General features: G+C 73.2%; 25 protein-coding genes and 1 pseudogene. 10 read left to right on the top strand and 16 right to left on the bottom strand.

Annotation, left to right across the window (positions count from 1 at the left end; genetic code table 11):
* Nucleotide 1: 1 nt before the first annotated feature.
* The gene (locus ABZY44_RS04130) at nt 2-1057 is read right to left on the bottom strand and encodes an NAD-dependent epimerase/dehydratase family protein (RefSeq protein WP_356650018.1); all 1056 of its coding nucleotides are present in this window, start codon (nt 1055-1057) and stop codon (nt 2-4) included.
* 240 nt (nt 1058-1297) lie between these two features.
* On the opposite strand from ABZY44_RS04130, the gene ABZY44_RS04125 reads away from it, so the two are divergent.
* A complete protein-coding gene (locus ABZY44_RS04125) occupies nt 1298-1924 on the top strand; it encodes an NAD(P)H-dependent oxidoreductase (RefSeq protein ID WP_356650017.1) in 627 nt (208 codons plus the stop codon).
* Between the two features lie 156 nt (nt 1925-2080).
* Here ABZY44_RS04125 and ABZY44_RS04120 read toward each other — a convergent pair whose 3' ends face one another.
* Together ABZY44_RS04120 and ABZY44_RS04115 are read right to left on the bottom strand one after the other, a co-directional pair.
* Nucleotides 2081-2404, bottom strand: a complete 324-nt coding sequence (locus ABZY44_RS04120; protein ID WP_356650016.1) for a plasmid stabilization protein — start codon at nt 2402-2404, stop codon at nt 2081-2083.
* A 67-nt stretch (nt 2405-2471) separates the two neighbouring features.
* A complete protein-coding gene (locus ABZY44_RS04115) occupies nt 2472-2675 on the bottom strand; it encodes a hypothetical protein (protein ID WP_356650015.1) in 204 nt (67 codons plus the stop codon).
* Between the two features lie 269 nt (nt 2676-2944).
* On the opposite strand from ABZY44_RS04115, the gene ABZY44_RS04110 reads away from it, so the two are divergent.
* The 3 genes from ABZY44_RS04110 to ABZY44_RS04100 all read left to right on the top strand — a co-directional run bounded on the left by ABZY44_RS04110 (nt 2945) and on the right by ABZY44_RS04100 (nt 4918).
* Complete coding sequence (locus ABZY44_RS04110) at nt 2945-3487, top strand: hypothetical protein (RefSeq protein ID WP_356650014.1); 543 nt, start codon at nt 2945-2947, stop codon at nt 3485-3487.
* Between the two features lie 2 nt (nt 3488-3489).
* The gene (locus ABZY44_RS04105; RefSeq protein ID WP_356650013.1) at nt 3490-4140 is read left to right on the top strand and encodes a hypothetical protein; all 651 of its coding nucleotides are present in this window, start codon (nt 3490-3492) and stop codon (nt 4138-4140) included.
* Between the two features lie 181 nt (nt 4141-4321).
* A complete protein-coding gene (locus ABZY44_RS04100; RefSeq protein WP_356650011.1) occupies nt 4322-4918 on the top strand; it encodes a DinB family protein in 597 nt (198 codons plus the stop codon).
* 88 nt (nt 4919-5006) lie between these two features.
* Here the strand turns inward: ABZY44_RS04100 and ABZY44_RS04095 are convergent, their stop codons facing one another.
* A complete protein-coding gene (locus ABZY44_RS04095) occupies nt 5007-5528 on the bottom strand; it encodes a GNAT family N-acetyltransferase (protein ID WP_356650010.1) in 522 nt (173 codons plus the stop codon).
* Between the two features lie 122 nt (nt 5529-5650).
* Between ABZY44_RS04095 and ABZY44_RS04090 the strand changes: the two are divergent.
* Nucleotides 5651-5902, top strand: a pseudogene (locus ABZY44_RS04090) (IS1182 family transposase); the annotation flags it as partial.
* Between the two features lie 237 nt (nt 5903-6139).
* Nucleotides 6140-6382: a hypothetical protein gene (locus ABZY44_RS04085; protein WP_356650009.1), complete on the top strand. Its 243-nt coding sequence runs from the start codon at nt 6140-6142 to the stop codon at nt 6380-6382.
* Between the two features lie 516 nt (nt 6383-6898).
* Here ABZY44_RS04085 and ABZY44_RS04080 read toward each other — a convergent pair.
* From ABZY44_RS04080 to ABZY44_RS04050, 7 genes are all read right to left on the bottom strand, one after another.
* Nucleotides 6899-7099, bottom strand: a complete 201-nt coding sequence (locus ABZY44_RS04080) for a hypothetical protein (protein WP_356650008.1) — start codon at nt 7097-7099, stop codon at nt 6899-6901.
* A 235-nt stretch (nt 7100-7334) separates the two neighbouring features.
* Nucleotides 7335-8435 (bottom strand): M20 family metallopeptidase, encoded by a 1101-nt coding sequence (locus ABZY44_RS04075; protein ID WP_356650007.1) that lies wholly within the window; start codon nt 8433-8435, stop codon nt 7335-7337.
* A 105-nt stretch (nt 8436-8540) separates the two neighbouring features.
* A complete protein-coding gene (locus ABZY44_RS04070) occupies nt 8541-9122 on the bottom strand; it encodes a GNAT family N-acetyltransferase (protein WP_356650006.1) in 582 nt (193 codons plus the stop codon).
* A gap of 205 nt (nt 9123-9327) precedes the next feature.
* Nucleotides 9328-10092 carry a glucose 1-dehydrogenase gene (locus ABZY44_RS04065; protein WP_356650005.1) on the bottom strand — a complete coding sequence of 255 codons (765 nt, stop codon included), beginning with the start codon at nt 10090-10092 and terminating at the stop codon, nt 9328-9330.
* A 134-nt stretch (nt 10093-10226) separates the two neighbouring features.
* The gene (locus ABZY44_RS04060) at nt 10227-11675 is read right to left on the bottom strand and encodes an MFS transporter (RefSeq protein WP_356650004.1); all 1449 of its coding nucleotides are present in this window, start codon (nt 11673-11675) and stop codon (nt 10227-10229) included.
* A 72-nt stretch (nt 11676-11747) separates the two neighbouring features.
* On the bottom strand, nt 11748-12332 hold the full coding sequence (locus ABZY44_RS04055) for a TetR family transcriptional regulator (protein ID WP_356650003.1): 585 nt from the start codon (nt 12330-12332) through the stop codon (nt 11748-11750).
* 116 nt (nt 12333-12448) lie between these two features.
* On the bottom strand, nt 12449-12733 hold the full coding sequence (locus tag ABZY44_RS04050) for a hypothetical protein (protein WP_356650002.1): 285 nt from the start codon (nt 12731-12733) through the stop codon (nt 12449-12451).
* Between the two features lie 498 nt (nt 12734-13231).
* Between ABZY44_RS04050 and ABZY44_RS04045 the strand changes: the two genes are divergently transcribed.
* The 4 genes from ABZY44_RS04045 (at nt 13232) to ABZY44_RS04030 (ending at nt 16310) form a co-directional block, all read left to right on the top strand.
* Nucleotides 13232-13438, top strand: coding sequence for a hypothetical protein (locus ABZY44_RS04045; protein ID WP_356650001.1), 207 nt, complete (start codon nt 13232-13234; stop codon nt 13436-13438).
* 3 nt (nt 13439-13441) lie between these two features.
* Entirely contained in the window at nt 13442-14866 is a 1425-nt protein-coding gene (locus ABZY44_RS04040) for a cytochrome P450 (protein WP_356650000.1), read from the top strand.
* Nucleotides 14867-15011: 145 nt separating this feature from the next.
* Entirely contained in the window at nt 15012-15629 is a 618-nt protein-coding gene (locus ABZY44_RS04035; protein ID WP_356649999.1) for a hypothetical protein, read from the top strand.
* A gap of 192 nt (nt 15630-15821) precedes the next feature.
* Nucleotides 15822-16310 (top strand): peroxiredoxin, encoded by a 489-nt coding sequence (locus tag ABZY44_RS04030; protein ID WP_356649998.1) that lies wholly within the window; start codon nt 15822-15824, stop codon nt 16308-16310.
* 70 nt (nt 16311-16380) lie between these two features.
* Here ABZY44_RS04030 and ABZY44_RS04025 read toward each other — a convergent pair whose 3' ends face one another.
* The 5 genes from ABZY44_RS04025 to dnaE form a co-directional block, all read right to left on the bottom strand.
* Nucleotides 16381-16752 carry a hypothetical protein gene (locus ABZY44_RS04025; RefSeq protein ID WP_356649997.1) on the bottom strand — a complete coding sequence of 124 codons (372 nt, stop codon included), beginning with the start codon at nt 16750-16752 and terminating at the stop codon, nt 16381-16383.
* 339 nt (nt 16753-17091) lie between these two features.
* Nucleotides 17092-18012 carry a MurR/RpiR family transcriptional regulator gene (locus tag ABZY44_RS04020; RefSeq protein ID WP_356649996.1) on the bottom strand — a complete coding sequence of 307 codons (921 nt, stop codon included), beginning with the start codon at nt 18010-18012 and terminating at the stop codon, nt 17092-17094.
* Nucleotides 18013-18227: 215 nt separating this feature from the next.
* Entirely contained in the window at nt 18228-20540 is a 2313-nt protein-coding gene (locus tag ABZY44_RS04015) for an ATP-binding domain-containing protein (protein ID WP_356649995.1), read from the bottom strand.
* A gap of 156 nt (nt 20541-20696) precedes the next feature.
* Nucleotides 20697-21704, bottom strand: a complete 1008-nt coding sequence (locus ABZY44_RS04010) for a hypothetical protein (protein WP_356649994.1) — start codon at nt 21702-21704, stop codon at nt 20697-20699.
* A 5-nt stretch (nt 21705-21709) separates the two neighbouring features.
* Nucleotides 21710-25279: a DNA polymerase III subunit alpha gene (gene dnaE, locus ABZY44_RS04005; RefSeq protein WP_356649993.1), complete on the bottom strand. Its 3570-nt coding sequence runs from the start codon at nt 25277-25279 to the stop codon at nt 21710-21712.
* Nucleotides 25280-25546 lie beyond the last annotated feature (267 nt).

The following is a 25546-nucleotide window of genomic DNA, read 5'->3' as shown; positions in this document are numbered from 1 at the left end:
TTCACGCGGCCAGGGGCGCGGTGGCCATACCGGCGCCCTCGCGCAAGCCTTCGAGGAACTCCTCCACCGCTTGGACCCCCGTGTACCGGGGCTCCCACGCGAGCTCGGTGCGGGCCCGGGTGGAATCCATCAGGGGGAGGCGCAGGACCGCGTCGAACAGGTCGGGCGACGCGGGGACCAGGTGCAGCCGCCACGCGGCGGCCAGCGCCGTGCGGACCGGCGCCGTGGGGAAGGCGAAGGGGCGGGCGTGCAGGATACCGGCGAGCGCCTCGGCGTCGAGGGGGCCGCCGGCCGCCAGGTTGAAGGGACCCCGCACGTCCAGGGCCGCGGCGGCCAGGTAGGCGGCTGCCGCGTCGTCCGTGTGCAGGGCCTGGAACCGCAGTCCTGGCAGGTCGGGGACCGCGGGGATCAGCCCGGGGCGCACCAGCCGTCCGGGCAGGAGACGGCCCGCGAAGATCCTGCGCTGCTCGGACGCGGAGGTGCGCTTGAACAGGAAGGCCGGCCGCATGCGCACCACCCTGACGTCGGGGTGCGCCGGCTCGTACGCGTCGAGTACGCGTTCCAGGTAGGCCTTCTCCCGGGTGTACGCGGCCTGGGGCCAGCCGTGCGTGGGCCACGACTCGTCCACCGCACGGTCCGCGGCGCCCGGAGTCTCCTGGGGGCCGGGTGAGTAGGCGCCGACGGAGGAGGCGTGGATCAGGGCGGGAACGCCGGCGGCGGCCACCGCCTCGAAGACGCGCAGGCTGCCCAGGACGTTGGTCTGCCACGTCTGGGCCGGATGGTGGGTCGGCTGGAACATCCACGCCAGATGGACGACCGCGTCGGCTCCGGCGAAGAGCGGTACCAGATCGGGGCCGTGGGGCCCGATGTCGGCGGCGGCCCAGGCCGTCTTCGCGGGCGCCCACCGCGGAACCCGCCGGGCCAGGCCGAGCACGGAGCCGACGGCAGGGCTGTCGGCGCACGCCTGGACCACGCTGGTGCCGACGTTACCGGTGGCGCCGACGACCACGACCCGCAGACCGTCGTCGCCGGGCGGCAGGGATCCGGGACGGTTCATGACGGGGTCCTTTCGCTGTGCCGGTGTGCATCGCCGGGCGGTCGGCCTGGTCATGCCGCGCCTACCCGGCAGGCCTCACGGAACACACGGCCTGGAGGCGGTGGACGCGCTGCCGGGGGGCAACGAAGAGACGGTGAACGCGCTGCGGGGGTGCCGAGACGCGTCGGCCCTGCGGACCAGGGCGCGGCAGCGCCCGCCGGGCCCCGGATGAACGGCAACCGGGCGGGTAGCCGCAGGATCATGGACACCACACCGAACACGCCGCTGCGCGCCGTCGCGCTCGTCTGCACCCTGTCCCCCTCCCCCGCCCCGTCCAGCTCGCAGCTGCTGGCCGAGCAGACCATGGCCGCGCTCGCCGGGCACGGAGTCACGGGGAAGACCCTCCGCATCGCCGACCACGACGTACGGGCAGGCGTACGGACCGACACGGGCGAAGGAGACGCCTGGCCGCAGATCCGGGAGACCGTCCTGGGCGCCGACATCCTGATCCTGTCGACACCGATCTGGCTGGGCCACCCGTCGAGCGTGGCCCAGCGGGTGCTGGAGCGCCTGGACGCGGAGATCTCGGAAACCGACGACGAGGGCCGCATGCTCACCTACGGCAAGGTCGCGGGCGTCTGCGTCGTCGGCAACGAGGACGGCGCCCACAAGGTCAGCGCCGACCTCTTCCAGGGCCTCAACGACGTCGGCTTCTCCCTCGCGCCGAACGCCGTCACCTACTGGGTGGGCGAGGCCATGCAGGGCACCGACTACCAGGACCTCGACAAGATCCCGGAGGCGACGGCGGCGACGACGGCCACCCTCGCCGCCAACACCGCGCACTTGGCCCGCCGCCTCAAGGCCGCCCCGTACCCGCCTTCCGCCTGACCCCCGGCCGTCCCCGGAACGGCCGCCGGCGTGCGCTGCGACGGGGCCGTGTGCCTGGCGCGCCCGGGACACGGCCCCGTCGCAGCCGGGAGGCCGGACCGTGCCCCGGTTCCATGACTCCGCCGGCCCGTTCCTGCGAACGGGCCGGCGGAGTGGTCAGTGGCCGAGGGCGCGCTTGAGTTCTGCCTTGTCCATCGACGAACGGCCCTTGATGTTGCGCTGCCGCGCCTCGTTGTACAGCTGGTCCTTCGTCGGCCCCTGCGCCCCGCTGTGCGAGCGCTGCCCCCCGCGCTTCGACGAGGACATGTCCTCGAGGGAGGAACGGCTGGCGGTCTTCGACTCGCCGGCGCGGGCGCGCTCCTTGTTCACGGTGCGGGCGGCGATCTCCTTGGCGTGCTCGGGGCTCTCACCCCGCTGTTCGGCGCTCTCCTTGATGTGCTCGTACTGGCGTTCACGCTTGGGGCTGGAACCACGAGGCATGGTGACTCCTTGGCTGGTCGGCTCGCCGGACAGACGTGGACGGAAACCGTGGGTCGGGCCGGGTCGATCAATGACGCTTCTTCCCGGCGGCCGGGGCGCCGCCTTCATCGGCGTCCGGGGTCCGGCGGGCGTGAGCCTCGCGGCCCTCGCCCACGACGGCCTCGTCGGCCGCCCGGCGCGCCTCCTTGTCGCCGCTCTCGCCGACCGCCTCCGACGGCGGGGTCGGGGTCGGGGTACGGCGCCGCGCCCGTTCGCTCTCACTCGCGTCCATCAGGGATGCCCTTCCATTCGTCAGCGGCGGCGGCCTGTCGGCGGGCCGCGTGGGGTGCGCCCAGGGCCGTCCGCCCGTGTCGTGGGCCGTCCGCACGCACGGCCCAGTCGTCTCTCCATCGGGCGCCTAACCCGCAGCGGCGAGCTCAAACCCCGGCCGTGATCCGCGCCCGGCCCGCAGGCCCGGCCCCGCATGGGTTTGCCCGGCGGCAAGCAGGGCAGCCGCGTCAACGAAGCCACCGAGCCAGAGCCCCCGGGACGAGGCCAGACATGTCAAGCAACGTACTGATAGCCATCATCGTCGTGGCGGCGATCGTCGTGATCGCGCTGACGGTCACGCTGTGGATGCTGGCCCGACGCCGTCACCTGCGTGAACGGTTCGGACCCGAATACGAACGTACCGTCGCGGAACAGGGGGACAAGCGGTCCGCCGAGCGGGACCTTCGCGCCCGTGAGCAGCGGTACCACAAGCTCGAGATCAAGGAGCTGCCGCCGGAGCGCCGGCAGCAGTACGCGGACAAGTGGACCGCCGTACAGCAGCAATTCGTGGACCGGCCCGATGCCTCCGTGGCCGAGGCCGACGAGCTCCTGACCCGGCTGATGGGTGAGCGCGGCTACCCCACCGACGGGTACCAGGGGCAAGTGCGGGACCTGTCCGTCGAGCACGGCCGCACGCTGGAGGAGTACCGGGCCGCCCACGCGGTCAAGGTGCGCAGCGGCGCGGGAGAGGCGACGACAGAGGAGCTCCGGGGGGCGATGGTCCACTACCGCACCCTGTTCGAGGAGCTGCTCGCCGACCGGAGGAGCCAATGATCATGCCGAACCATGAGGACGAGGCGGGACGGGCGCCCGAGCCCGTCCTGACGACGGAAGACCTGGCGCGTCCCGCGTCCGCACGCGAGGACGCGGCCCTCTACCCGGGCGAGGCCACGGGTGAACGGGACCCGCGGGACCGTTCGGCGCAGGACGCGGGGACACGGTCCGGAACAGACCCGGGCATGCCGTCGGACGCGGATGCGGACTCGGACCGGGACGCTCTGTCGGACCGGGGCCCGCTGGCGGACCGGGACGCCGTACCGGACCGGGACGCCGTGTCGGGGAACGGACGCGAAGGGGACGGCCGGGAGCCCGGTGGGCTGGAGACGGGCCTCGACCGTGAGCCCGCACCGCAACAGGACGGCGACCCCGGGGCCGATGACGAATCGCTCCTGGGCGCCGCGGAGGCGGAGCGCTACCGCACCACCTGGAACGAGATCCAGGGCCGGTTCGTGGACGAGCCGCGCGAAGCGGTCCGGGCTGCGGACACTCTGGTGGCCGAGGTCATGCAGGCGTTCGCCGGGTCTCTCGCCGACCACCGGAGCGGGCTGGAGAAGCAGTGGGACCACGGCGAGCAGGTGGCCACCGAGGACCTGCGACAGGCCCTGCGCGCCTACCGCTCGCTGGTCAACCGGCTGCTCGACACCTGAGCAGCAGGAAGTAGGGAGTTCCTGAACCGGGCGGCCTCGGCCGTGCGGCCGGGCCGACGGATGCCGGACGGATCGGTGTCCGCTCGGCCCGGCCGCACGACCGGAGCCGCCCACGCCCACGCCGGGGACCGGGCGGAAAACAGGCAGGCGGTCCATCGACGGCGTGCGGCAGGCTTGCCGCATGACCGCATCCCATCCCAAGGCCGACCTCCGCTTCTACCTGCAGTCCGCCCGCGACGCCCTGCTCTGGAAGCTCGAAGGGCTCTCGGAGTACGACGTCCGCCGACCGCTGACACCGACCGGCACGAACCTCCTGGGCCTGGTGAAACACGCGGCCGGGGTGGAACTGGGCTACCTCGGCGACACGTTCGGGCGCCCGTCCGGCGAGACGCTGCCCTGGCTCGAGGAGGACGCCGAGCCCAACGGGGACATGTGGGCCACCCCCGACGAGTCACGTCAGCAGATCGTGGACTTCTACCGGCGGGCGTGGGCGCACGCGGACGCCACGATCGACGCGCTGCCGCTGGAGACGACCGGCCGCGTGCCGTGGTGGCCGACGGGCAGGGACGAGGTGACGTTGCACCATGCCGTCGTGCGCGTGGTCGCCGACACCCACCGGCACGCGGGGCACGCCGACATCATCCGGGAACTCCTGGACGGCGCCGTGGGGATGAAGGAGGGCAACGACGCGATGCCGCCCGCCGACGCGGCATGGTGGGAGGAATACCGGGACCGGCTGGAGCGCGCGGCTCGGAAGGCCGACGGCCAGAGCACGTAGGCCGGGCCCGGTCATCCACGACCACAGGGGGGTAGCGCCGCAGGGCCGCAGGGGGACAGCGCCGCAGGGTCGTTGGCCACACTCGGCGCTAGGAGCGTGTCTCAGTATTCGCCGTCGTGTCGGTCCAGGCGATCTCGAAGTACCTGACGCGTCCGTCTTGTCCGGCCGGCCGCATCCCGGCTGCCATCATGACGTGCTGGGACGCGATGTTGTCGTGGTCGGCGTCGCCTTTCACGCAGGTGACGCCGTGTGCCCGCGCGAACAGCAGTAGTCCGCGGAGAGCTTCGGAGGCGTATCCCTGGCCTCGCGCTGACGGGATGAGGCCGTAGCCGATCGTGACGCTGCCGCTCTCGTCCGCGGGTCCGTGGAAGCCCAGTCCGCCGATCGCCTGACCGTCCTCGCGGCGACGGATCTCATAGTTACCGAACGGCTGGGGATCACCGGTGTCTGCGCAGGTGCCGAGGAAGCGCCTGGCTGCGGACACGTCCCCGTCGGTGGGGTATCCGGGCGCCCATCGGGCACCGCCACGCGACTCGCCCGTCACCACTCGCTCAGCCTCGCTGACGGCCATTGGATGAAGCACGAGCCGCGCTGTCACAAGATCGCCCATAGCAGGGAGGAGTATCACGCGGGACGGCCAGACCGCACGTGGATTATCCGACCGGGCAGCGCCCCGCCTCCGGTTGATGATCGCAGGTACGGAAGGATCGCGGTATGCGCGGTGGGGATGGACTGTTCGAGGTCGAGCCGGTGGAGAAGCAGCAGCCGCAGGACCGTCCGGCGAGGGTGGAAAAGCGGTTCAGGGCGTTCGACCCGCACCAGGTCCTGCTGCTGCCCCCGTCACTGGACGACTGGCTGCCCCAGGACCACCTCGCCCGGTTCGTCGCCGACCTGGTCGACGAGGTGCTGGACCTGGGGCCGGTCCTGGCCGACTACACCAACAAGCGCGGCTACCCGCCCTACGACCCGCGGCTGCTGCTGCGTCGCCGCACATCCGACGGGCAGGATCCCCACCACAGCCTCACAGGCGCCGACAGTGACCGATCCCATCGGTCACGGCCAGCAGGCCGCTTGCTCGTTACCGACCCACGCTCCTAGGGGGACCGGAGGCGCCGACGGCCGCGCGCTCTCCCACCCGGCCCCCGGCCCGCAGCCCCGGCGCCCAACCCGTCCCTCGGATGTCGCCACCGGATCCGGCCGCGGATCCGCGAGAATCGCGAGGTGAGTACACCAGCGCAAGGCCCACGGGAACGCGGCATCGGACGCGGAGTCAGCACCCTCATCCCCCAGAGCGCCACCGATCAGGCGATGGCGGCCCTGACCGGGCTGCAGACCGTACCGGTACACGTCGGTCTCCTCCAGGCGGCGGCGTTGCTGCTGGAGGACGCCGCCCGGACGGCCGCCGACGAGCCGACGCGAGCCGCCATGGCCAGGACGGCGGGGATGCTCCGCTCCGCCATGTAGCGCCGCCAGGAGGGACACGCGCTCGCGCTCATGTACGTACGTGAGCCTTTTCGTCGTCGTGGGATGCGGGCCCGCCGGAGTGGCCACCGCTCGGCTGCTGGCGGAGCAGGGGCATGCGGTGCGGGTCGTCACCCGCGTCCAACGTGACGTGTTCGATGCCGGGTTCGGGGCTACGGCCCGCCCTAGCTTCTCGGGGCGCGGGAGCTGTCCTCCACTGCGCCGCACCGCCCTACCACCGCTGGGCGACCGAGTGGCCGGCCCTGATCTCGTCGGTCGGCGCGGCGGCCGAGGAGGCCGGGGCGGTCCTGGTCCTGCTGGGCGATCCGTACGGCTACGGTCCCGTGAGCGGTTCCCTGACCCAGGTCAGGGCAACGGTGGCTTGGTGGCGCGCCCGCGCCGGGCGGACCGCCGCCCGATGGCAGCCGCGAGCCGCCGCGACAGGGCGGCGGACTCGCGTCGCCTAGCTCCCGGTCGTCCGCACGGGAGGTGCCGGACGACCGGGCGCGGACGGCTTGCTCAGTTGTTGGATCCCACCGTGTTGTTGAGGCCCGCGTTGAACACGTCGTCGGCGGCGAACTGCGACCAGTCGCCGAAGACGAAGGTGTACGTCGTCTCGGACGGAGCGTTGACGGTCACGTCGGCAGCGGCGACGGAGGCGCCACCGAGGACGATGACACCGGCCGCGACGACGGAGAGCACGGAGCGGACAGAACGCATGGATCCACCTTTCGAGGAGGTAAGGGGCACCACAGAACCTAGAGAGGTGGCGACCGTCTGTCCCGACGCAGGGCCGGGCAGGGCCGGGAGCCAGCCGATTGGCGCAGCCGGGACTGCACCGGCCGGGGCTGCACCACCCGGCGGGGCGGGTCGTCGCGTACGCCGCCTCGGCCCGCGGGGCCCCGACGCGCGGAACGGCCGTCGGGCACCGTACGCGGCAACGGCCCCTGCCCGCCTATCGGTTCTGAAGGGCGTGCACCAGTCCGGCGACGAGGTGCGCCCGCTCGGTCATGGCGCCGACCACCACGTACTCGTGCTCGGCGTGGGCGCCGCCCCCGACGGCTCCGAGGCCGTCGAGCGTCGGTACGCCCAGAGCGGCCGTGAAGTTGCCGTCGCTGCCGCCGCCGACCGCCTTGCCTTCGAGCCCGGGAAGCAGCCGTTGGGCCAGCGCGAAGAGCTCGGCCGACGCCGACTCGGGCATCGGAGGGCGACCGATGGCCCCTTCGACCGTGATCCGCGCCTCGTCGAGGTGCGGGGCCAGCGCCGCGAACGCGGACTCGATGCGCTCCTTCTCCCCGGCCGACTCCACCCGGACGTCGACGATGACGGTCGCCTCCGCGGGCACGACGTTGTCGAGGGTTCCCGCGGAGGCGACGGTCGGAGTGACGGTCGTGCCGATCTCCGGGCGGCCGAACGCCGCGATGTGAAGGACCTGGTGGGCCGCCTCGATCAGGGCGTTGACCCCGGCCGCGGGCTCGAGGCCCGCGTGCGACGCACGTCCCGCGATGGAGACCTGGAAGGTGCCGCAGCCCTTTCGGCCGGTTTTCAGGGCTCCGCCGTCGGCGGAGCCCTCGAAGACGAGCACGGTCCCGCACGCGAGGGCGCGTTCCTCGATGAGGGCCCGGGAGGAACGTGAGCCCACCTCTTCGTCGGCGGTCACGAGGATCTCGACGCCGGACCGGTCCTCGAGCGCCGCCAGGCCGTGGATCGCCTGGACCAGACCGCCGAGCATGTCGAAGACCCCGGGGCCGGTCGCGTGACCGTCCCGCACGAGGAACGGACGGCGTTCGAGGGTTCCGAGCGGGAACACGGTGTCGTGGTGACCGAGGATCAGCACCTTGGGATCACCGCCCGCCGACCAGTGGACGTGGGGCCCGGCTTCGCTGTCGACCAGGACGGCCTGGCCGCCGAGGCGGTTCTCGATGACGGCGGCGACGACCTTGGCCGATGCCGACAGTGCGTCGAGGTCGCGTGAGGGGGACTCGACCTCGACGAGGGTCCTGAGGTCCTCGATCATCGCGTCGACACTCACGGGGACGGTCTTGCGCATCGTCATGGGGCAAGAGTAGCCCGCACGTCCATTCCTATGATCGTACGAACCGGCCGCGCGCCTCCTCACGGTCACCGAGGCCGGCGGCGGCCCGGGCCCCGAGGGCCGGCGTCAGAGCGCGCGTTCGCCGTCTGACGCCGTACGGGCCTCCCACTGCTCGGCGGTGATCCGCCAGGTGACGTCGATCCCCACCTGGCCGGGCGCCTCGGGGCCTTCGGGTACGGGGCTGCGGCCGACCTCGGTGAACCCCAGGCGGCGGGCCACGGCCCCGCTGGCGACGTTGGCGGCGTCATGGTGGATCTCTACGTGGTCGATGCCCGCGAGCCGGAGGCCCTGGCCGACGAGAGCCGCCGCGGCCTTCGTTGCCAGCCCGCGGCCGCCCCAGCTCGGGTGGATCCAGTAGCCGATGTCGAGGCCGCCCGGGCCTATCCTCCGCCAGAGCCCGCAGCTGCCGATGACCACGGCGTCCGACGTGATGGCGTATCCGAAGCCCTGTCCGGTCTCCCACTCCTCGTGGCTGCGGGTAAGGAAATCGGCGGTGTGCGGCCTCCCGGCGTTGACCGTCCAGGGCATCCACGGCTTCAGGTGGTCCAGGGATTCGTGGATCGTCCGGTCCAGGACGTCGACGTCGCCCGTGCGCCAGCGGCGCAACTCGAGTTCGCCGGAACCGAGGACCTCAGCAGGTTCGTTCATGTCCTGGATGATCTCTCGGCGGCGTGGAAGTCGACAAGGCCGTTGCGCACGGCCGCAGAGCACGGATCCGGCGCGGTCGAGGGTCGGCGGCGAGGCTCGGTCCGCCGGGCCGACGGCCGAACCGGGACCCGGCCGAGCGGGACCCGGCCGGCCGCCCCTCACCAAGGCGTTCCGGCCGGATCCCGAGCACGGTGGCCCCGTCCGGTCAGGCGGCGGCGCCGCCGTCGATCACCAGGTCGGTGCCGACCACGGAGGCGGCGTCCGCCGAAGCCAGGTAGAGCACGGCTGCCGCGACCTCCGCGGTGGTGGACACCCGGCCCAAGGGCGATTCGCCCTTCATCCGGGCCGCGCGGTCGGCGTCGGTCTCGCCCGCGCGGAGCGACATGGCGGTGGCGGACGGGCCGGGGCTGACGGCGTTGATGCGGACTCCGTCGGCGATGTGGTCCAGGGCGGCGACCCGCGTCAGGGCGGAGACGGCCGCCTTGGTGGCGGCGTAGCCGCCCACTCCCGGGATGCGGGTGTGGGCGCCGAGGTTGGAGGAGATGTTGACGATCGCCCCTCCGGTGGACTGCTCGCGCATCCGGGAGACTTCGGCCTGCAGGCCGAAGAGCACGCCGGTGACGTTGATGTCGAGCAGGCTGCGCCAGTCCTCCTCGGAAAGGCCGGCTACGGGGCCGCCGCCCAGGAAGACGCCCGCGTTGTTGACCGCGACGTCGAGGCTCCCGAAGAGTTCGACGGTCCGGTCGACGAGGCCTCGTACGTCCTCGGAGCGGGAGACGTCCGCGGTGACCGCGGCGGCCGTTCCCCCTTCCTTCTCGATCAGGGCGACCGTTTCGGCGAGCGGTGCGGCGGTGCGTCCGGCGACGACCACCGAGGCTCCCTCGGCCGCGAACGCGAGGGCGACGGCTCTCCCGATGCCTGATCCGGCGCCGGTGACGAGGACGCTCTTGCCGGTGAAACGTGGGGACACGGTAATGACTCCCTGGTGCGCTGCTGGTTGCTCGTTCTCGTCGGTCTGTCGGTCTGTCGGTCTGTCGGTCTGTGATGTGCGACCCGTGACCGGGGACCGCCGGCGGTCCCTTCCGGCCGGCGGTCCCCGACCGGTCACTTGATGCGGGTGTTGAGGAAACCGGCCGCGGCAAAGGCGGTCGCCATCGCGGCGAGCGAGACCTTGTCGGAGCCGAGGGCGAGGACGGTGGCGAAGATGACCGTCGGGCCGAGCTCCATCGCGGTGTTCATCACCCCGCCCGCGAGTCCGGCCTGGTGCGGCTCGACCCCGTCCGTGGCCAGGACCGCGGCGCCGGCGAAGGCCGCGGCGCCGCCGGCCGGCAGCAGGAGCAGGCCGGGGAGGAGCCCGAGGGCGTACGGGGTGTGCTCGGCCAGTCCGGTGAGGGCGAGGAGTCCGAGGCCCGCCGCCGCGGTGACGAGGCCGGCCGTGGTCACGGTCGCGGTCCCGTACCGGGCGATGAGCGGGCCCGCCGCACGGCCGGCCAGGAGGAGGGCCACCGCGAAGGGAACGAACGCGGCGGAGGTCTGGAGCGCCGACCAGCCACGGTCCTCCTGGAGGCTCAGCGAGAGCAGGACGAATGCCGTGGCCGTGCCGGCGGCGGTCAGCCCGATCGCCGAGAGCGCCAGGACCCGGCGGCCGTTGCGGAGGAACCCGAGCGGGAGCAGCGGGTCACGGGCCCGGCGTTCGACGATCGGGAAGGCCACGAGGAGGACGGCGGCGGCGATCAGCGCGACCAGGACTCCGGTCGACCCCCAGGAGTGGGCGTCGGTGAGGACGAGGCCGTAACTGGCCAGGCTGATGCCGGCGGTGGCCAGCAGGGCCCCGGGGAGGTCGAGGGACCGGCCCTCGCCGACGGGGGTGGCGGGCAGCAGACGAGGAGCCAGGGCCAGTGCGGCTCCGGCCACCGCGACGGGAACGACGAAGGACAGCCGCCAGGTGGAGAGTGCCGAGATCACGCCGGAGAGCAGGTTCCCGGCGGTCGCGCCGAGCACCGAGAGACCTCCCCAGGTGGCCATGGCCCTTCCGTACGCGGCGGGTTGGGGGAAGACCGCGCGCAGGACGGCCATCGCGGCGGGCGCGGTGAGCGCGGCGCCCGCGCCTTGGGCGAAGCGGGCCGCGAGGAGGACGGTGGGGTCCTGGGCGAGCGGTGCGGCGAGGGACGCCACGGCGAACACGACCAGTCCGGCGTTGAGTGCCCTGCGGCCGCCGAAGCGGTCGGCGATGCGGCCGCCGAAGAGGAGGAGTCCGGCGAAGGTCAGGCCGTAGGCGGCGCTGAGCAGGAGCAGGGCGTCGCGGGCCAGGTCGAACTCGCCGCCGATGGCGGGCAGCGGCACGATGAGCGAGGTGAGCGTGAAGATCAGGGACATCTGCACCGCGCCGAGCAGCGCGAAGGCGGAGCCGGAGGACGGGACGGCCGCTGCGGGTCCTGCCGCTGCCGGGCCGGCCGCTGCGGGGCCGACCGAGGTGGCTGCCGGCACTGCGGCCGCGGCGGTGGCCGGAGCCCCTGCCCCTGCCCTGAGGGTGGTGCTGCGTGTGGCGGTCATTTCTCCCCCTGATATTTGATCGTACGTTCCAGAATGAGCGCATGAAGAAACTTCCCCCCGGGGAAGCGCATTTCAATCGAGCAGGGCCAGGGCCTGCTCTGCCGCGTCGCGCACCACGCCAGGGTCGCCCGAGGTTTTGCCCACGACGCGCAGGCCCTGCATCAGCACCAGCAGCATCCGTGCGAGCGTCCGCGGATCACGGTCCCCGGACAGCTCCCCCTGCGCCTGGGCCCGCACCAGCGCCGAACGGAACAGGGTCTCGATGTGACCCCAGCTCGCCTCGACCCTGCGCGCCGCCTCCGCGTCGTGCGCGCCGAGCTCCGCGGCGGTGTTGGTGACGAAGCAGCCGTTCAGGCGCTGCCCGTTGGAGCTGGACTCGAGGGCGAAGCGCCGCACCACCGTGCGCACGGCCGGCAGCGCGGGCCCCGGCTGGGACAGTTCGCGCAGCAGGAGCGAATCGCGGTTCTCGTTGTAACGGTCGAGCGCCTTCATGTACAGCTCGCGCTTGTTGCCGAAGGTGGCGTAGATGCTGGCGCGCCCGATCCCGAGGCGGTCGACGAGGTCCGCCATCGACGTCGCCTCGTAGCCGCGCTGCCAGAACAGCTCGAGAGCCGACTGCAGCGCGGCGTCCGGATCGAATTCCTTGGTCCTGGCCACGGTGAGTACGGTACGGGATATTGGAACGACTAGTCAAGTATGCGCGGCCCGCCCCCACGCACGCTGACGCGACGTGCGGGGCGGACGCCTTCGACTCCCCCGGGGCGCGGACCCGTTCAGTTGGCCGGGAAGCCCGGCGCCGGGTAGGCCGTGAGGCCCACGATGTCGACGCAGCGCAGCAGCTTGGCCTGGGCGCGGGCCGAGTCGGCCACGGGTACGACGATCTCGCACACGGCGGGACCGCCGCCTTCGGAGGCCCGGTAGGACAACGCCCTGACGGACAGGTTGTTGAGGGTCGCGGAGATCCGCGTGAGGGCGTGACCGCCGTCGCGGACCGTGACGGTCAGCATGTGGCAGGCGGGGGCGACGTCGGGGAGGACGTCGCAGCGGGTCAGGGTCATGAGTCGTGGGCTCCTGTCCTGGGGGGTCGGGCGGGGCGGCAGGTGTCAGGGGTGTCAGCCGGGCCGGGCCGGGCCGGGAAGCGCGTTGCCCCGGAAAACAAGAAGACCCCTCGCGGATGCGAGAGGTCTGCGTGCGGGCGGCGAGCCGACGGCGTGGTCGCTCGGTCAGCTCGGGGCCGGCACGCCGGCGCTAATGATCTGCTGGCGAAGCATGGGGCAGAGTCTGGCACGGGCCCGTCGCGGCGTGGGACAGCATCTCAGCATGCGGATGGGTCGCGCCCTACGAGCGGGTGCGGGGCGGGGCTCCGGTCGGCGGAGCCGCTTCCCCGGGCAGGTCCCCGGGTGGGGTGCGGACAGCGGCGCGGCATTGTGCCAGATGCGCATACGGCGGGCACGTCACGTGTTTCCGTGGCGTGCCCGACGACCCGCGGGAGGGCGTAATGGGTACATCGAACAGGGCGGACCAGCCGCCCTGTACCCCGAAGAAGGAGGCCAGTCATGGCTGCCCTGATCCCCCTCCGCAAGTCGCTCCTCGTCGCCGTCTCCGCCGTCGCCGCACTCCTCGGCGGCGGGCAGGCCTTCGCCGCGTCGAGCTCCGCCCATCTGGCCAACGACCCCTCCGGGGCGAAGGTCCAACGCAGCAGCGCGCTCGGGGGGCAGGATCACTCCAGCGCGTATTACTACTACTACGTACAGGCGCGGTAACTCATGCCGACGACCCGTGTGCCGCCCGGTCCCGCAGGGGCCGGGCGGTACGGCAACAGGCGCGCGTTCGAGCGGGACCGGCTCGGCTTCCTGCTCGACCAGCAGCGGTACGGCGACGTGGTCCGGCTGGACGACGACCTGTACATCGTGAACTCGCCCGTCCTGGCCGAGGAGGTCTTCAAGCACACCAACACCACGTACGCCATCAGCCGGGACCTGCTGGGCGAGGCGACCGACGGAAGCCGCGCCTCCGAGGACCTGGCCCTGTGGATGCGGGCCCGCAGCCTGGCGGGACGCGGGCTGAACCGGACCAGCCTGCGCGCCGCCGGCGACGGCCTCGCGGCGACCGTCGCCCGCCACGCGGACTCCTGGCGCGCCCGCGGCAGGTTCGAGGCGATCCCCGCACTGGAGGACCTCAGCGCCCACCTCATCGCAGAATTCTGTCTCGGCCCGGAGACCGGCGAGGTCCCCGGCCTCCTCGCCCGCCTGCAGGACGCGCTCCTGCCCCCCGCCCTGCCCCTGCCCGCCCGTTGGCGCGCCCTGCGCGGACGCCGCCTCCAGCGCGCGGGCCGCGAACTCGCCGCCGAGGTCTCCTCCCTGATACGCCGGCGTCACACCACCCGGCAGGACGGCTCCCCGTCCGTGGTCGCGGACCTCCTCAACACCGCGTGCGACGAAGGCGCCCTCACCCACGAAGGCGCCACCAGTGTCGTCGTCGCCAACCTGTTCGCCGCCCACGAGACCACCGCCGCGGCGCTCGCCTGGCTGCTCCTCCTCCTCGACCGGCATCCGGAGATCCGTCAGCGGGTACGGGACGAGGCCGACCGGGAGGTCGGGGGCCGGCTCCCCGCCGCGGCCGACGTGCCCCGGCTGACCGTCACGGAATCCGTCGTGAAGGAAACCCTCCGCCTCTACCCCCCGCTCTGGTTCCTCCAGCGGACCGTGGAAGAACCCGCCGAACTCGCCGGCCACCCCCTGCGCCCCGGCCAGCACGTCGCCGTCAGCCCGTTCGTCCTCCACCGCGACCCCCGCCACTACGACGACCCCACCACGTTCAACCCGGACCGCTGGACGGACCGGCCCACCACGCCGCTGCCCAAGTACGCGTTCATGCCCTTCGGCGGCGGCCCGCGCACCTGCCTCGGAGCGCACTTCGCCACCACCGCCATGACTCTCGCCACCGCCACCCTGACCCGCGACCACCAGATCACCCGCACGCCCGGCATCACCCCTGCCTTCCACACGCGCACCATCCTCCAACCCCACCGCCTCACCCTCGACATCACCGGCCGCCCCCACCCGCCCGGCCGCCGGCCCGGCGGCGGGCGACCCGCCACCGCGGCAGAGCCCCAGGACCACCGGTCGTCCCGGTGTCCCTTCGCCGGCGCACCACGGGCCACGCGGGACACCGGCAGCGGTCCCGGCTGAGCCGGAGGAGCGGCCCGGCTGCCGCCCGGCCCGAACAGGAAGTCTCGACCGCGTGGAGATCGGTGCCGCATGAGGTGACCCGGGGGGCTGGGGGCCCGTGCACCCGCCTCCCGGTCCGCTCCCCCGGCCTGGCATCGTGTCCCTCATGTCCCGCGAGACCTCCGAGACCCCCGGCGATCCGTCCCGGCACCGCGACCCGGGAATGCCGTGGGCCCGGTACGCCGAGCGCATCCTGGTCGTCTGCCCGCGCTGCGGCGGGCAGGCGCTCTGCGCGCCCCGGCCCGGCCTCCCCCCGCTCGCCTACTACACCGAGCTGCTGTTCCGGCCCCGGAGGATGACCTGCGCCCACTGCGGGGCCGTCGCCGAATGGGAGGCCCGGGTACGGGGGGCCGGGCTGGTCGGCGCGGTCCCCGGCGGCACCGAGGACCCGTTCTTCCGGCGGCCGCTCTGGTTGCAGACCCGGTGTGCCGGACACGTCCTGTGGGCCTACAACGAGGAGCACGTGGAGGAACTGGCTGCCTATGCCGGAGCCCGGTTGCGTGAACGCGGCACCGGCTTCGGCAGCCCGACGCGGTCGATGGTCCCCCGGCTGCCCGGCTGGATGAAGGTCTCGGGCAACCGCTCCGACGTCCTGGCGGGCCTGGAGACGCTGCGCGCCCTCGTCCGTCGGTGCACGCCCGCCGACCGCTCCGATGCCGCGCACGAGCGCGGCGACCGCCCCCGCGCGGCGCCGAGCTCGTACTTCCGGGGCGGACCGTACTGAGGGCTCCGGCCTTCCGGTGCGGGCCGCCCCATGGCGCACCCGGGTCGCGGCGTGCCCGCACACCATGCACCGCCGCTGACCCCGCGCCCGGGGAGCCGCCGCCGGCCGGGAGCGGGAGCACCGGCTGCCGGTGACGCGGTGCGCCGCGAGCGGGTACCGTACGCCCTCCACCGACAGAGAGGCGCGGACACCGTGACCCGAATCCCGGCCGTGGGCGACGTCGTGGGCGACTTCTCGCTCCCCGGCGGCCAGTTGACCGACGGCACGTTCGTCCGAGGGGAGTACGCGCTCGGCGCGCAGCGCGGGACGCCGGTCGTTCTCGCCTTCTACCCCGGCGACAACACCCCGGTGTGCACGGCCCAGTTGTGCTCCTACTCCGACGGGCTGGAGGCGCTCGGCGCGTGTGGGGCGCAGGTGTGGGGCATCAGCCCGCAGGGCGTCGACAGTCACGAGGCCTTCGCCTCGGCCCGCGGCCTGCGGATGCCGCTGCTGGCCGACAACGACCGCGCGGTGGCCCGCGCGTTCGGGATCACGGCTCCGCTGATCGGGCTGCGCCGGGCGGTCTTCGTCGTCGCCCCGGACGGCACCCTGCACTGGAAGCACGTGGCCGCCGTGGGGATGAGGTTCCCCTCGGCCGAGCTCATCGCGGAGCAGCTCGTCGGCGTCACCGCCGCCGGCTGAGGTCAGGCGGTCGTCCGAACGGCCCCGCACCCTCGTCGCCGTCGGCCCTGGCGGTCCCGGGCCGGGGGTGTCAGCGGGCGGCGGTGCGCAGTGCGTCGCTGACGAGCCGGACGGAGCGGGCCAGGCGGGCGAGTTGGCCGAGCTCGATGGCGTACATCCTGATCGAGTTCTCGATGACCGCCTCCGCCACGCCGAGGGCGGGGAGCTCGGCGCGGCTGGTCTCCATCGCCACGCGTACGGCCCTCAGCTCGTGCTGCACCTGGAGCTGGGCGTGCCGGGCGAGGAGGACGGGGCTGCGGGTCAGGGTCACGTATCCGGCGTAGCGGGCCGGGAGGAGGTCGCGCAGCCAGCGGATGGCCGTCCGTTCCCAGTCGTGGTTCCCGGGGTGCTTGACCTGGAGGGGCCAGTCCGGGCTGCGCGTGATGAGTGCCGTCTGAGACATTCTTGTCCGCTTCCGCAGGGTGTGGAGCTCTGATCGGTGGGGTCTGTGGCGGCCTCGGCCCAGGGGTTGGCCGAGGCCGCAGGGGGCGCGCTCCGGGATCCGAAAGCCGGACGGGACACCAGGCGGAACGTGGAGGAGGAGTGCGTCACGCCGGGTATCTGTTCTGGGAGGGCGTGGGGTCGCTCTCCCTGGCATGTCTACGGATGACCGCGCCGCCATCAGTAAACATATATACCGTGGAGTAAGCAAGAGTATGAAAATATTCATGCCCGGATTCGGCGTGAATATGAAGGGCACAATCCGGCCACCACCCGCCTGGACGGGCGGCCAGCGGTCTCCCTAGAGGAAGAATCCGTGCTGGTCGGCGGCCTGCTCATAGCCTTCGAGCCGGGCCTGCGTCCGTTCGGGGTCGGCGTCGGCCATCGCCTGGAGCAGCGCGGCGGACAGCAGGCCCGGCGCCGCGTAGGAATCGAAGACGAGCCGAGAACCGGTGCCGGCCGTCAGCGCCACGTCGGCCTCGTCCACCAGCGGTCCGAGCGTACGGTCCGTGATCAGCGCCACGCGGAGCCCCGCCCTGCGGGCGACCCGCAGGGCCGCCAGCGTCTCCTTCGCGTGCCGGGGCATGGCGAAGGCCAGGACCCAGCTGCCGCCTGCCGCACGCGCCTGCAGGAGCGCGTCGAAGGCGACGCTGCCGCCGTTGATCACCAGACGCACGTCGGGGTGGATGCGGCGGGCCGCGTACGCGAAGTACTCCGCGAGGGAGACCGAGATCCGCAGCCCGAGCACCGTCAACGGCACGGAACGGGCCAGCTCCCGGCCGATGTCGAGCACCTGATTGGTGTCGGCGAACAGCCTGCGCACGTTCTCCAGGTTCTCGATCTCGGCGTCGACGGCCGCCTGCAACTCGTTGCGGCGGGTCTGTTCGCGGCCGTCCGGGGAACCGGCCACCGCGCTGAGGGCGATCGGCTGGAGCACCTCGCGCAGGGCCGGGTAGCCGGTGAACCCGAGGGCGGCCGCGAACCGGGTCACGGACGGCTGGCTCACGCCGGCCCGTTCGGCGAGCTCGGTGATGGAGAGGAACGCCGCCTCGGTGAGGTGGTCGACCAGGTACTGGGCGATCCGGCGCTGCCCCGGGGAGAGCTGGTGTCCGTCGAACAGCGCCTGGACCCGGTCGGCCGGGGCGCGCACGTAGTCGTCGGCCGCCTGCCCGCTCGGCGTGATCGCGGCCGCTTGTGCGCGCGCGTGCTGCCCCGATGACACGACGGTCCTCCCTCTCCTACCACTGCGGTTCCAACATAGCTCACGGCACCCTGCTGACCAGCGTGCTTGCCCATGACCGCGCCCGTACCGGAGAGCACCCGACAACCGACACCCCGCCCCCGGGCCGCCGGCCGGCGGCTCCCGGCTGAGCAGCCGTCAGGTCGGTGCCCATGGGTGGAGAACGGCCGCCCCCGCCGTCCGGGGAGAACCGCGGATCAGCAGGCCGGGTGACTGCCAGGGTGAACGTCGAACCGCGGCTGTTCGTCCAGGCCCTCCGGCAGCCGGCCGGTGTGCACCACGCCGAGGGTCTGGGTGGCGCGCGTCAGGGCCACGTAGAGATCACTGGGCTCGTGCTCCGACGGTTCCACGACGATCACGGTGTCGAACTCCAGGCCCTTGGCCTGGCGGGGGTCCAGCAGTACGACCGGCTGGGTGAGGTCCGGCTCCCGGCCCGCGTGAACGCCGGGCACCGCGGCCGCCAGCGCCCCGTGCAGCGGGCGCGGGGCGATCACCGCGAGGCGGCCCTCGGCCGGGACGCCCTCCCGTACCGCCTCGGCGACCGCGGCGGCCAGGTCGTCCGCCGCCCGGATCCAGGGCCGCCGGCCGGTGGACCGGATCGAACGCGGCGGTTCGAAGCCGGGGTGGCGGGCCCGGAGCACGGCGGCCGCGACGTCCATGATCTCGGCGGGCGTGCGGTAGTTGACGCCGAGCCGTACGAGCTCCCAGCGGTCCTCGACATAGGGGCTCAGGATCTGCTGCCACGAGCCGCAGCCGGCCTCGTCTCCGGTCTGGGCGGGGTCGCCCACCAGCGTCATCGACCGCGTCGGGCAGCGCCTCATCAGCAGGCGCCACGCCATGGCGGACAGCTCCTGCGCCTCGTCCACGATGACGTGGCCGAAGGCCCAGGTCCGGTCGGCGGCGGCCCGCTCGGCCGCGCTGCGGTGGTCGTCCTCCTCCTGTCGCGCCGCCATCCGCTCGGCGTCGATGAGGTCGTGGGCCGCGAGGAACTCGCTCTCCATGTCCTCGAACTCGTACGACTCCGATCCGGCGGACAGGTCGAGGACGCCCTGGGCGTACGCGATGCGCTCGAGGCGGTCCCGCTGCGCGGCGGCGCGGCTCGCGGTGTCGTCGACCCCGAGCAGCTCGGCGGCCTCGTCGAGCAGCGGGACGTCGGCGGGCGTCCAGTCCGCTTCGGCCGTCGTCGTACGGCGGATCAGCCCGGCTTCCCGCTCGGGGAGGTGGGTGGGGTCGGCGAGGTAGTCGGCGATCAGCTGCCGGGGCGTGAGCTCCGGCCACAGCGTGTCGATGGCGGCGTGCACGTCGGCGCTGGTGGCGATCTCCTTGGCCAGCAGGGCGATGTCGTCGGGGCCGAGCAGGTTGGGGCCGCCGTAGGGGTCGGCGCCGAGCCGGTCGGCGAGCTGTGCGGTGAGCGCGTCGATGACGCGGAAGGCGAAGTGGGGGCGCGCCAGGTTGTGCGGCAGCCCGGTGGCGCGGGCCCGGTCCCGGGCCTCGTGGGCCATGGTCCGGTCGAGCAGCAGGGTTCCGTAGTCGTCGTGGTCGATCTCCAGGGCGGGTTCGGGGACCCGGTCGGCTTCCTCACCGCTCCCCGCGGGCACGGTCTCGGGCAGCGCCTGCCGGTCGCTCACGACCTGGGCGAGGATCTCTGCCATCGCGGCGCGGCCCTTGACCGCGGCGGCGCCGGGGCGGTCGACGGCCGTCGCGCGGACGCCGGGAAAGAGCTCGCCCGGCGTGGCGAGCAGGACACCGGTCTCGCCGAGGGCGGGGAGCACCTCGCCGATGTAGCCGAGGAAGGCCGGGTTGGGCCCGACGATCAGTACGCCGCGCTTGGCGAGCAGCTCGCGGTGTGCGTAGAGGAGGTAGGCGGCCCGGTGCAGGGCCACGGCGGTCTTTCCGGTGCCCGGTCCGCCCTCCACGACCAGGATCCCGCGGTGGGTGGAGCGGATGATGCGGTCCTGTTCGGCCTGGATGGTCCGCACGATGTCGTGCATCCGGCCGGTCCGTGCGGCGTCGAGCGCGGACAGGAGCACGGCATCCGCGTCGGCCCCTTCGTGTCCCGTGCGCTCGGTGTCGGCGAGGTCGAGGATCTCGTCGTGCAGGGCCGTGACCTCGCGTCCCCGCGTGGTGAGGTGGCGGCGCCGGCGCAGCCCCATGGGGGAATGGCCCGTCGCGAGGTAGAAGGGGCGCGCGACATCGGCACGCCAGTCGAGTACGAGCGGAGTGCGTTCGGTGTCGTCCTGCCTGATGCCGATGCGCCCGATGTGGTGGTCCCGGCCGTCGGAGAACTCGAGCCGGCCGAAGCAGAGGCCGTTCTCCCCCGAGTTCAGAGCGGAAAGCAGACCGGACTGCTCAGCGACCATGACGTCCCGTTCCAACCGCGCCTGGAACCCGCTGGCGACCGCGCCGAGCGCCCCCTGCACGGCGCGTTCGGCCTGGTCACGCAGGTCGTCCAGGCGCCCGTAGAGGGTGGTGATGAATTGCTGCTCATTCCGGAATTCTTCGGTTGACAATTCCACTCCTGACGCGATACAGTGTCCCCATAAGCTTCTTCACTTCATCGCTCAGCGAAGATGTGAAAACTCAAATATACACAAACGAACACCCCGGCCTCAATCGGTCCGGGGTGTTTTTTGTATGGCGCGGGCGGTCTTATCGAGGCCCCTTCCCTATGCCCCGGCGAGGGTAGCCGGTTTGACGGCGTCGGGGCCGTAGCGGGCGCGGGCACGGTCGGCGGCGGCCTCGATGGCGAGTGCCTGGTCGTCGGCCGGGTCGAAGCTGAGCTGTCTCCGGGCCTCGGAGGCCGGACGCAGGGCGTCGGCGCGGAGGTCGAAGGACCGTACGCGTGCGCGCTGGAGGCCGAGGAGTCGGTACAGATCGTAGACGGCGCCGGTCAAGGGGCGGGTGTGGTGGGTGGGTTCGGTCAGGGCCCGGCTCCGGGTGGTCGTGGTGCGGTCGGCGTACCGGACGGTGAGGGTGAGGCCGGCGGCTGCCTGGCCTTCCCCGCGGAGGCGGGCTCCGAGCCGGTGGGCGAGGCCGAGGAGGGCGCGGTGGTGCTGGTCCGCGTCGAGGCAGTCGGCGTCGAAGGTGTGGCCGGCGCTCATGGATCTCGGGAGGGACCGGGGTTCCACGGAGCGCAGGTCGTCACCGTGGGCGTGGGCGTGCAGGGCGCGGCCGGTGGCCGATCCGAAGAGCCTGGTCAAGGTGGGCAGGGGCGCGTCGGCGAGGTCCCCGATGGTGTGCAGTCCGTACTTGGCCAGCGCGGCGGCGGTGGCGGGACCGACTCCGTAAAGGGCGGCGACGGGGCGGGGGCGAAGCCAGGCGGTGACCTCCGCCTCGGTGAGGACGGTGGTTTCACCGAGGGGCGTGAAGGCGGCCGTCATCGTGGCGAGCATGCGGTTGGGCGCGACGGCGCAGGTCGTCCGTACGCCGTGGAGGGCGAGGGTCCGCAGGCGCAGGAGGGCGGCCAGGTCTTCGGCGTCGCGCTGCCAGTAGCGCAGCGATCCGGTGATGTCGAGGTGGGCGGCGTCGGGCGGGATCGGCTGGACGCGGGGGGTGATGTCGGCGGTGAGGTCGAGGAGTTGGCCGTACAGCCCGGTGTCGGCGCCGTCGGGCAGGTGGAAGCGGGCGTGGAGGATCTGCCGGCGGGGACTCGGCGCGCGGGAGCTCTGCTCCATGGTGGTCACCCGGCCGATCCGGGGCTGGTGTAGCCGAGGGAGGTGAGGTCGGCGGCGCGGGTGCCGGCGGGCTGGAGGTCCGCGTAGGGGTGGAGGCGGGCTCCGGCGGTGCCGTTGGCGAGGGTGCGTGCCGGGGCGTTGCGGTCCGGGGCGTTGCGGTCCCTGGCCGGGGCGGAGCCGTTCTGGGCGGGCGTGGGGGCGGGGCCGGAGCGGCCGAGGAGGGTGAGGGCGGCTTCCGGACCGTGGTCGCGGCGGGCGGCCGCGATCTCTTCGAGGTTCCAGACCATCTGGCCGACGACGGTGCGGCGCGGACCGCGGGCCTCGACGGTGCCGCGGACCAGGAGCAGCCCGGAGTGGAAGACGGTGTGGGCGCAGGCGTCGTGGCTGTCCTCGAAGAACGCGATGTCGACGAGACCCCGTCCGTCCTCCAGGGTCACGAAGATGACCCTCTTGCCCGAGGGGATCGGGGGCGTCTGCGTAGAGGCGCGGACGCCCGCGACGAGGACCCGCTGTCCCGGGCGCATCGATTCGAGGTGGGCGGAGTCGGTGGCGCCGAGCTCGCGGAGCAGCCGGTGGTGGTGCTCCATCAGGTGGTGGGAGACGTCGATGGACAGGACGTCGATCTCGGCGTCGAGTGCCTCGCGACTGGTCATCTCCGGGAGTCCCGAGGACTGGGCGGTGACGAGTTCGCCGCCGAGGGCCAGCTGTCCGTCGACGGCGCGGGCCCGGGTGTGGCGGTGGAGTTCGGCGACCTGGAGCAGGAGGTCCCGGCGGGTGAGGGGTCCGCGCAGGGTGTCGAGGGCGCCGATCCGGATGAGGCGCTCGGCGATCGGCAGCGCGGAGTGGGCCCGCTCCCAGAAGTCCTGGAGCCCGTGGTACGGCTGCCCGGCCGCGATCCGGTCCACCTGCTCGCCGGAGATTCCCTTCACCGACGACAGCGAGAGCCGAACCCCCCACGCGCCGCCCTCGACCCGCTCGACCCGGTGGCCGGCCCGGGAGAGGTTGACGTCCACGGGCAGGACCGGCACTCCGTGGCGCCGGGCGTCGGAGACGATCACTCGGGCCGGCCACATCCCGGGGTCGTGTTCGAGCAGTCCGGCGTAGAGGGCGGCCGGGTGGTGGGCCTTGAGCCAGGCGGACTGGAGTGCGGGCACGGCGAAGGCGACGGCGTGCGCGCGGCAGAACCCGTACGCGCCGAACGCCGCGATGATCTCCCAGACCTCGTCGAGGACGGCGCCCGTGTAGCCGCGGGCACCCGCCTCCCGCCGGAACCACGCCTCCACCCGGGGCAGCCGGTCGGGGCCGGCGAGGGCGCGGCGGGCGATCTCGCCCAGTGCCCGGTCACAGCCGGTCATCACCCTGAAGATCTCGATGATCTGTTCGTGCCAGATGGTCACGCCGTAGGTGTCGGCGAGGACGGGTTCCAGGTCGGGGTGCGGGTAGTGGGGGGCGGCCCCGTGCCGGGCCGCGATGTAGAGGGCGGGCATGCCTCCGGCGACCGGGCCCGGCCGGAACAGGCTGATGTCGGCGATGACGTCCTGGACGCCGCGGGGCTGGAGACGGCCCACGAGGTCCTGCTGGCCGGGGCTCTCCAGTTGGAACATGCCCACGGTCCGGGCCTTCCTGATGAGCTCGAACGCTTCGGGGTCGTCCAGCCGGACGTGGTCGGGGTGGTCGAGGTCGAGCTGCCGGCCGGTGGTACGGCGGATCTCGGCGACGGCGTGGGCCATCGCCGACTGCATCCGTACTCCCAGGACGTCCAGTTTCACCAGGCCCAGGGCTTCGACGTCGTACTTGTCCGCCTGGACCATCGGGTACCGGCCGCCCGGGGTGGGCTGCACGGGCAGCCGGTCCAGCAGGGCGGCGTCGGAGAGGATCACTCCGCACGGGTGCATGGCGATCCCGCGCGGCAGGGCGTCCAGCCCCTCGGCGAGTTCCCACAGCGGGCCGTACGAGGCGGCTTCGGCGGCGAGTTCCTTGAGTTCGGGGAGTTCGGCTAGGGCGCCGCGGATGTCACAGGCCCGGATGTGCGGGAACGATTTGGCGACCTTGTCGACGACCTGCGGGGGCAGGCCGAGGGCGAGGCCGGTGTCGCGCAGGGCGTGCCGGGCCCGGTACGTTTCCGGCATCGCGGCGACGGCCACCCTCTCGGTGCCGAACCGTTCGATGATCCTGTCGTAGACCTCCAGCCGGCGGGCCGACTCCACGTCGAGGTCGATGTCGGGGAGCGAGGCCCGCCGGACGCTGAGGAACCGCTCGAACAGCAGGTGGTGTTCGAGGGGGTTCGCCGTGGCGATGAAGAGCGCGTGGTTGACCAGGCTGCCGGCGCCGGAGCCGCGGGCCGCGACCCGGATGCCCATGGCGCGGATGTCCGCGACCACCTGGGCCACCGCCAGGAAGTAGGACTCGAAGCCCATCTTCCCGATGACGGAGAGCTCGTACTCCAGCCGTTCGACCGCCTCCGGGTCCTGGTCCAGGCCGCGCGCGAACATCCCCTCCTCGCAGCGTCGGCGCAGCAGGTCCATGGCGCCGCCGGCGCCGTGGGCGGCGCCCACCACCTCCGGCTCGGGGAAGCTGGACCGGCCGAGCCGGCCGGGCCCCGCGATGCCGAGGTCGGCCTCCGGGTCGAGCACGCACTGCTCCGCCGTACGCACGGTCTCCGCGAGCAGCGCCGCCGCCCGGCGCGGACCGGCTCCGGCGGCCTCGGCGATCCGCTCGGCGGCGGCCGCCATCGCGGCGGGCCCCTTCAGCCAGCGCTCTCCGGAGTCGAGGCGGCGGCGGTCGATCGGGCGCAGCAGACGGGCCGAGTCCAGGACGTCGGCGAGGCGGTGCTGGGCGGGGTCGGCGTAGCGGACGGCGTTGGTGAGGACCGCGGGGACCGCGAGCCGGTCGGCGAGCCCGAGGGTGCGGGCGGCGAGGCGCAGCGAGCCGGGCCCGGTGCCGGAGAGCCCGTACCAGAGCACCTCCAGCCGCAGGCCGGGGCCGACGAGCTCGCGCCACGGGGCGAGGAGCCGTTCGGCCAGGTCGGGCCGGCCGGCCGCGAGGGCCCGTACGGGTTCGGAGACGGGGCCGAGCACGGCCATCAGGCCTTGGTCCGCGTACTGCCGCAGTACGGGCCAGGAGACGACCGGCGGCCCGCCGGCGGCGTCCGCGTGGGCGGCGGAGACCAGCCGGCACAGCCGGGCCCAGCCGTCCGCGTCCCTCGCGAGGAGCGTGACCCGCAGGGCCGGCTCGACGACGTGCGCCCCACCCCGCACCGGCGTCCGCACCGGCGTCCGCGGCGGCCGGGGAGCGCGGGGACGGTCCCTCTCGCGAAGGCTGGCGGGGAGGGCGAAGCTGGCGGGGCTGGCGCGCCTGCTGGGGCTGGAGTCAACGAGGCCGGGGCCGCGGGGGCCGTCGAGGCCCGGGCCCGCCGGGGCGCAGGACCCGTCGAACGGAGCGACGGCCACGTCGACCCCGAAGACCGGGCGCACCCCGGCCCTCCCGGCGGCCTTCGCGAAGCGGACCGCGCCGGCGACGGTGTCGCGGTCGGTGAGCGCGAGCGTGTCGATATCCCGCTCGGCGGCCCGTTTCACCAGGTCAGATGGGTGGGAGGCGCCGTAGCGGGCTGAGTAGCCACTCGCGACATGGAGGTGCACACCGGCGCACATGAGCCACCTCCGATCGACCGGCCACCCCTTTCCAGCCACCCTGACCAGATTCACCCAGCATATCGAACATAAATCGAACAACGCGAGCGCGACTCTCCCCGCCCTCCCCATCGGTAGGTGTTGTGACTGAGCGTCGTAGTTGGCCACTGAGCGCTCTAGTTGGCCGGAGCCGCAGAGCGGCCGGGCCGGAGG

Source organism: Streptomyces sp. NPDC006544 (assembly GCF_040611715.1).
Lineage (GTDB): Bacteria > Actinomycetota > Actinomycetes > Streptomycetales > Streptomycetaceae > Streptomyces.
The sequence above is the reverse complement of the archived record's forward strand: the minus strand, read 5'-3'. Positions and strand labels throughout refer to the sequence as shown.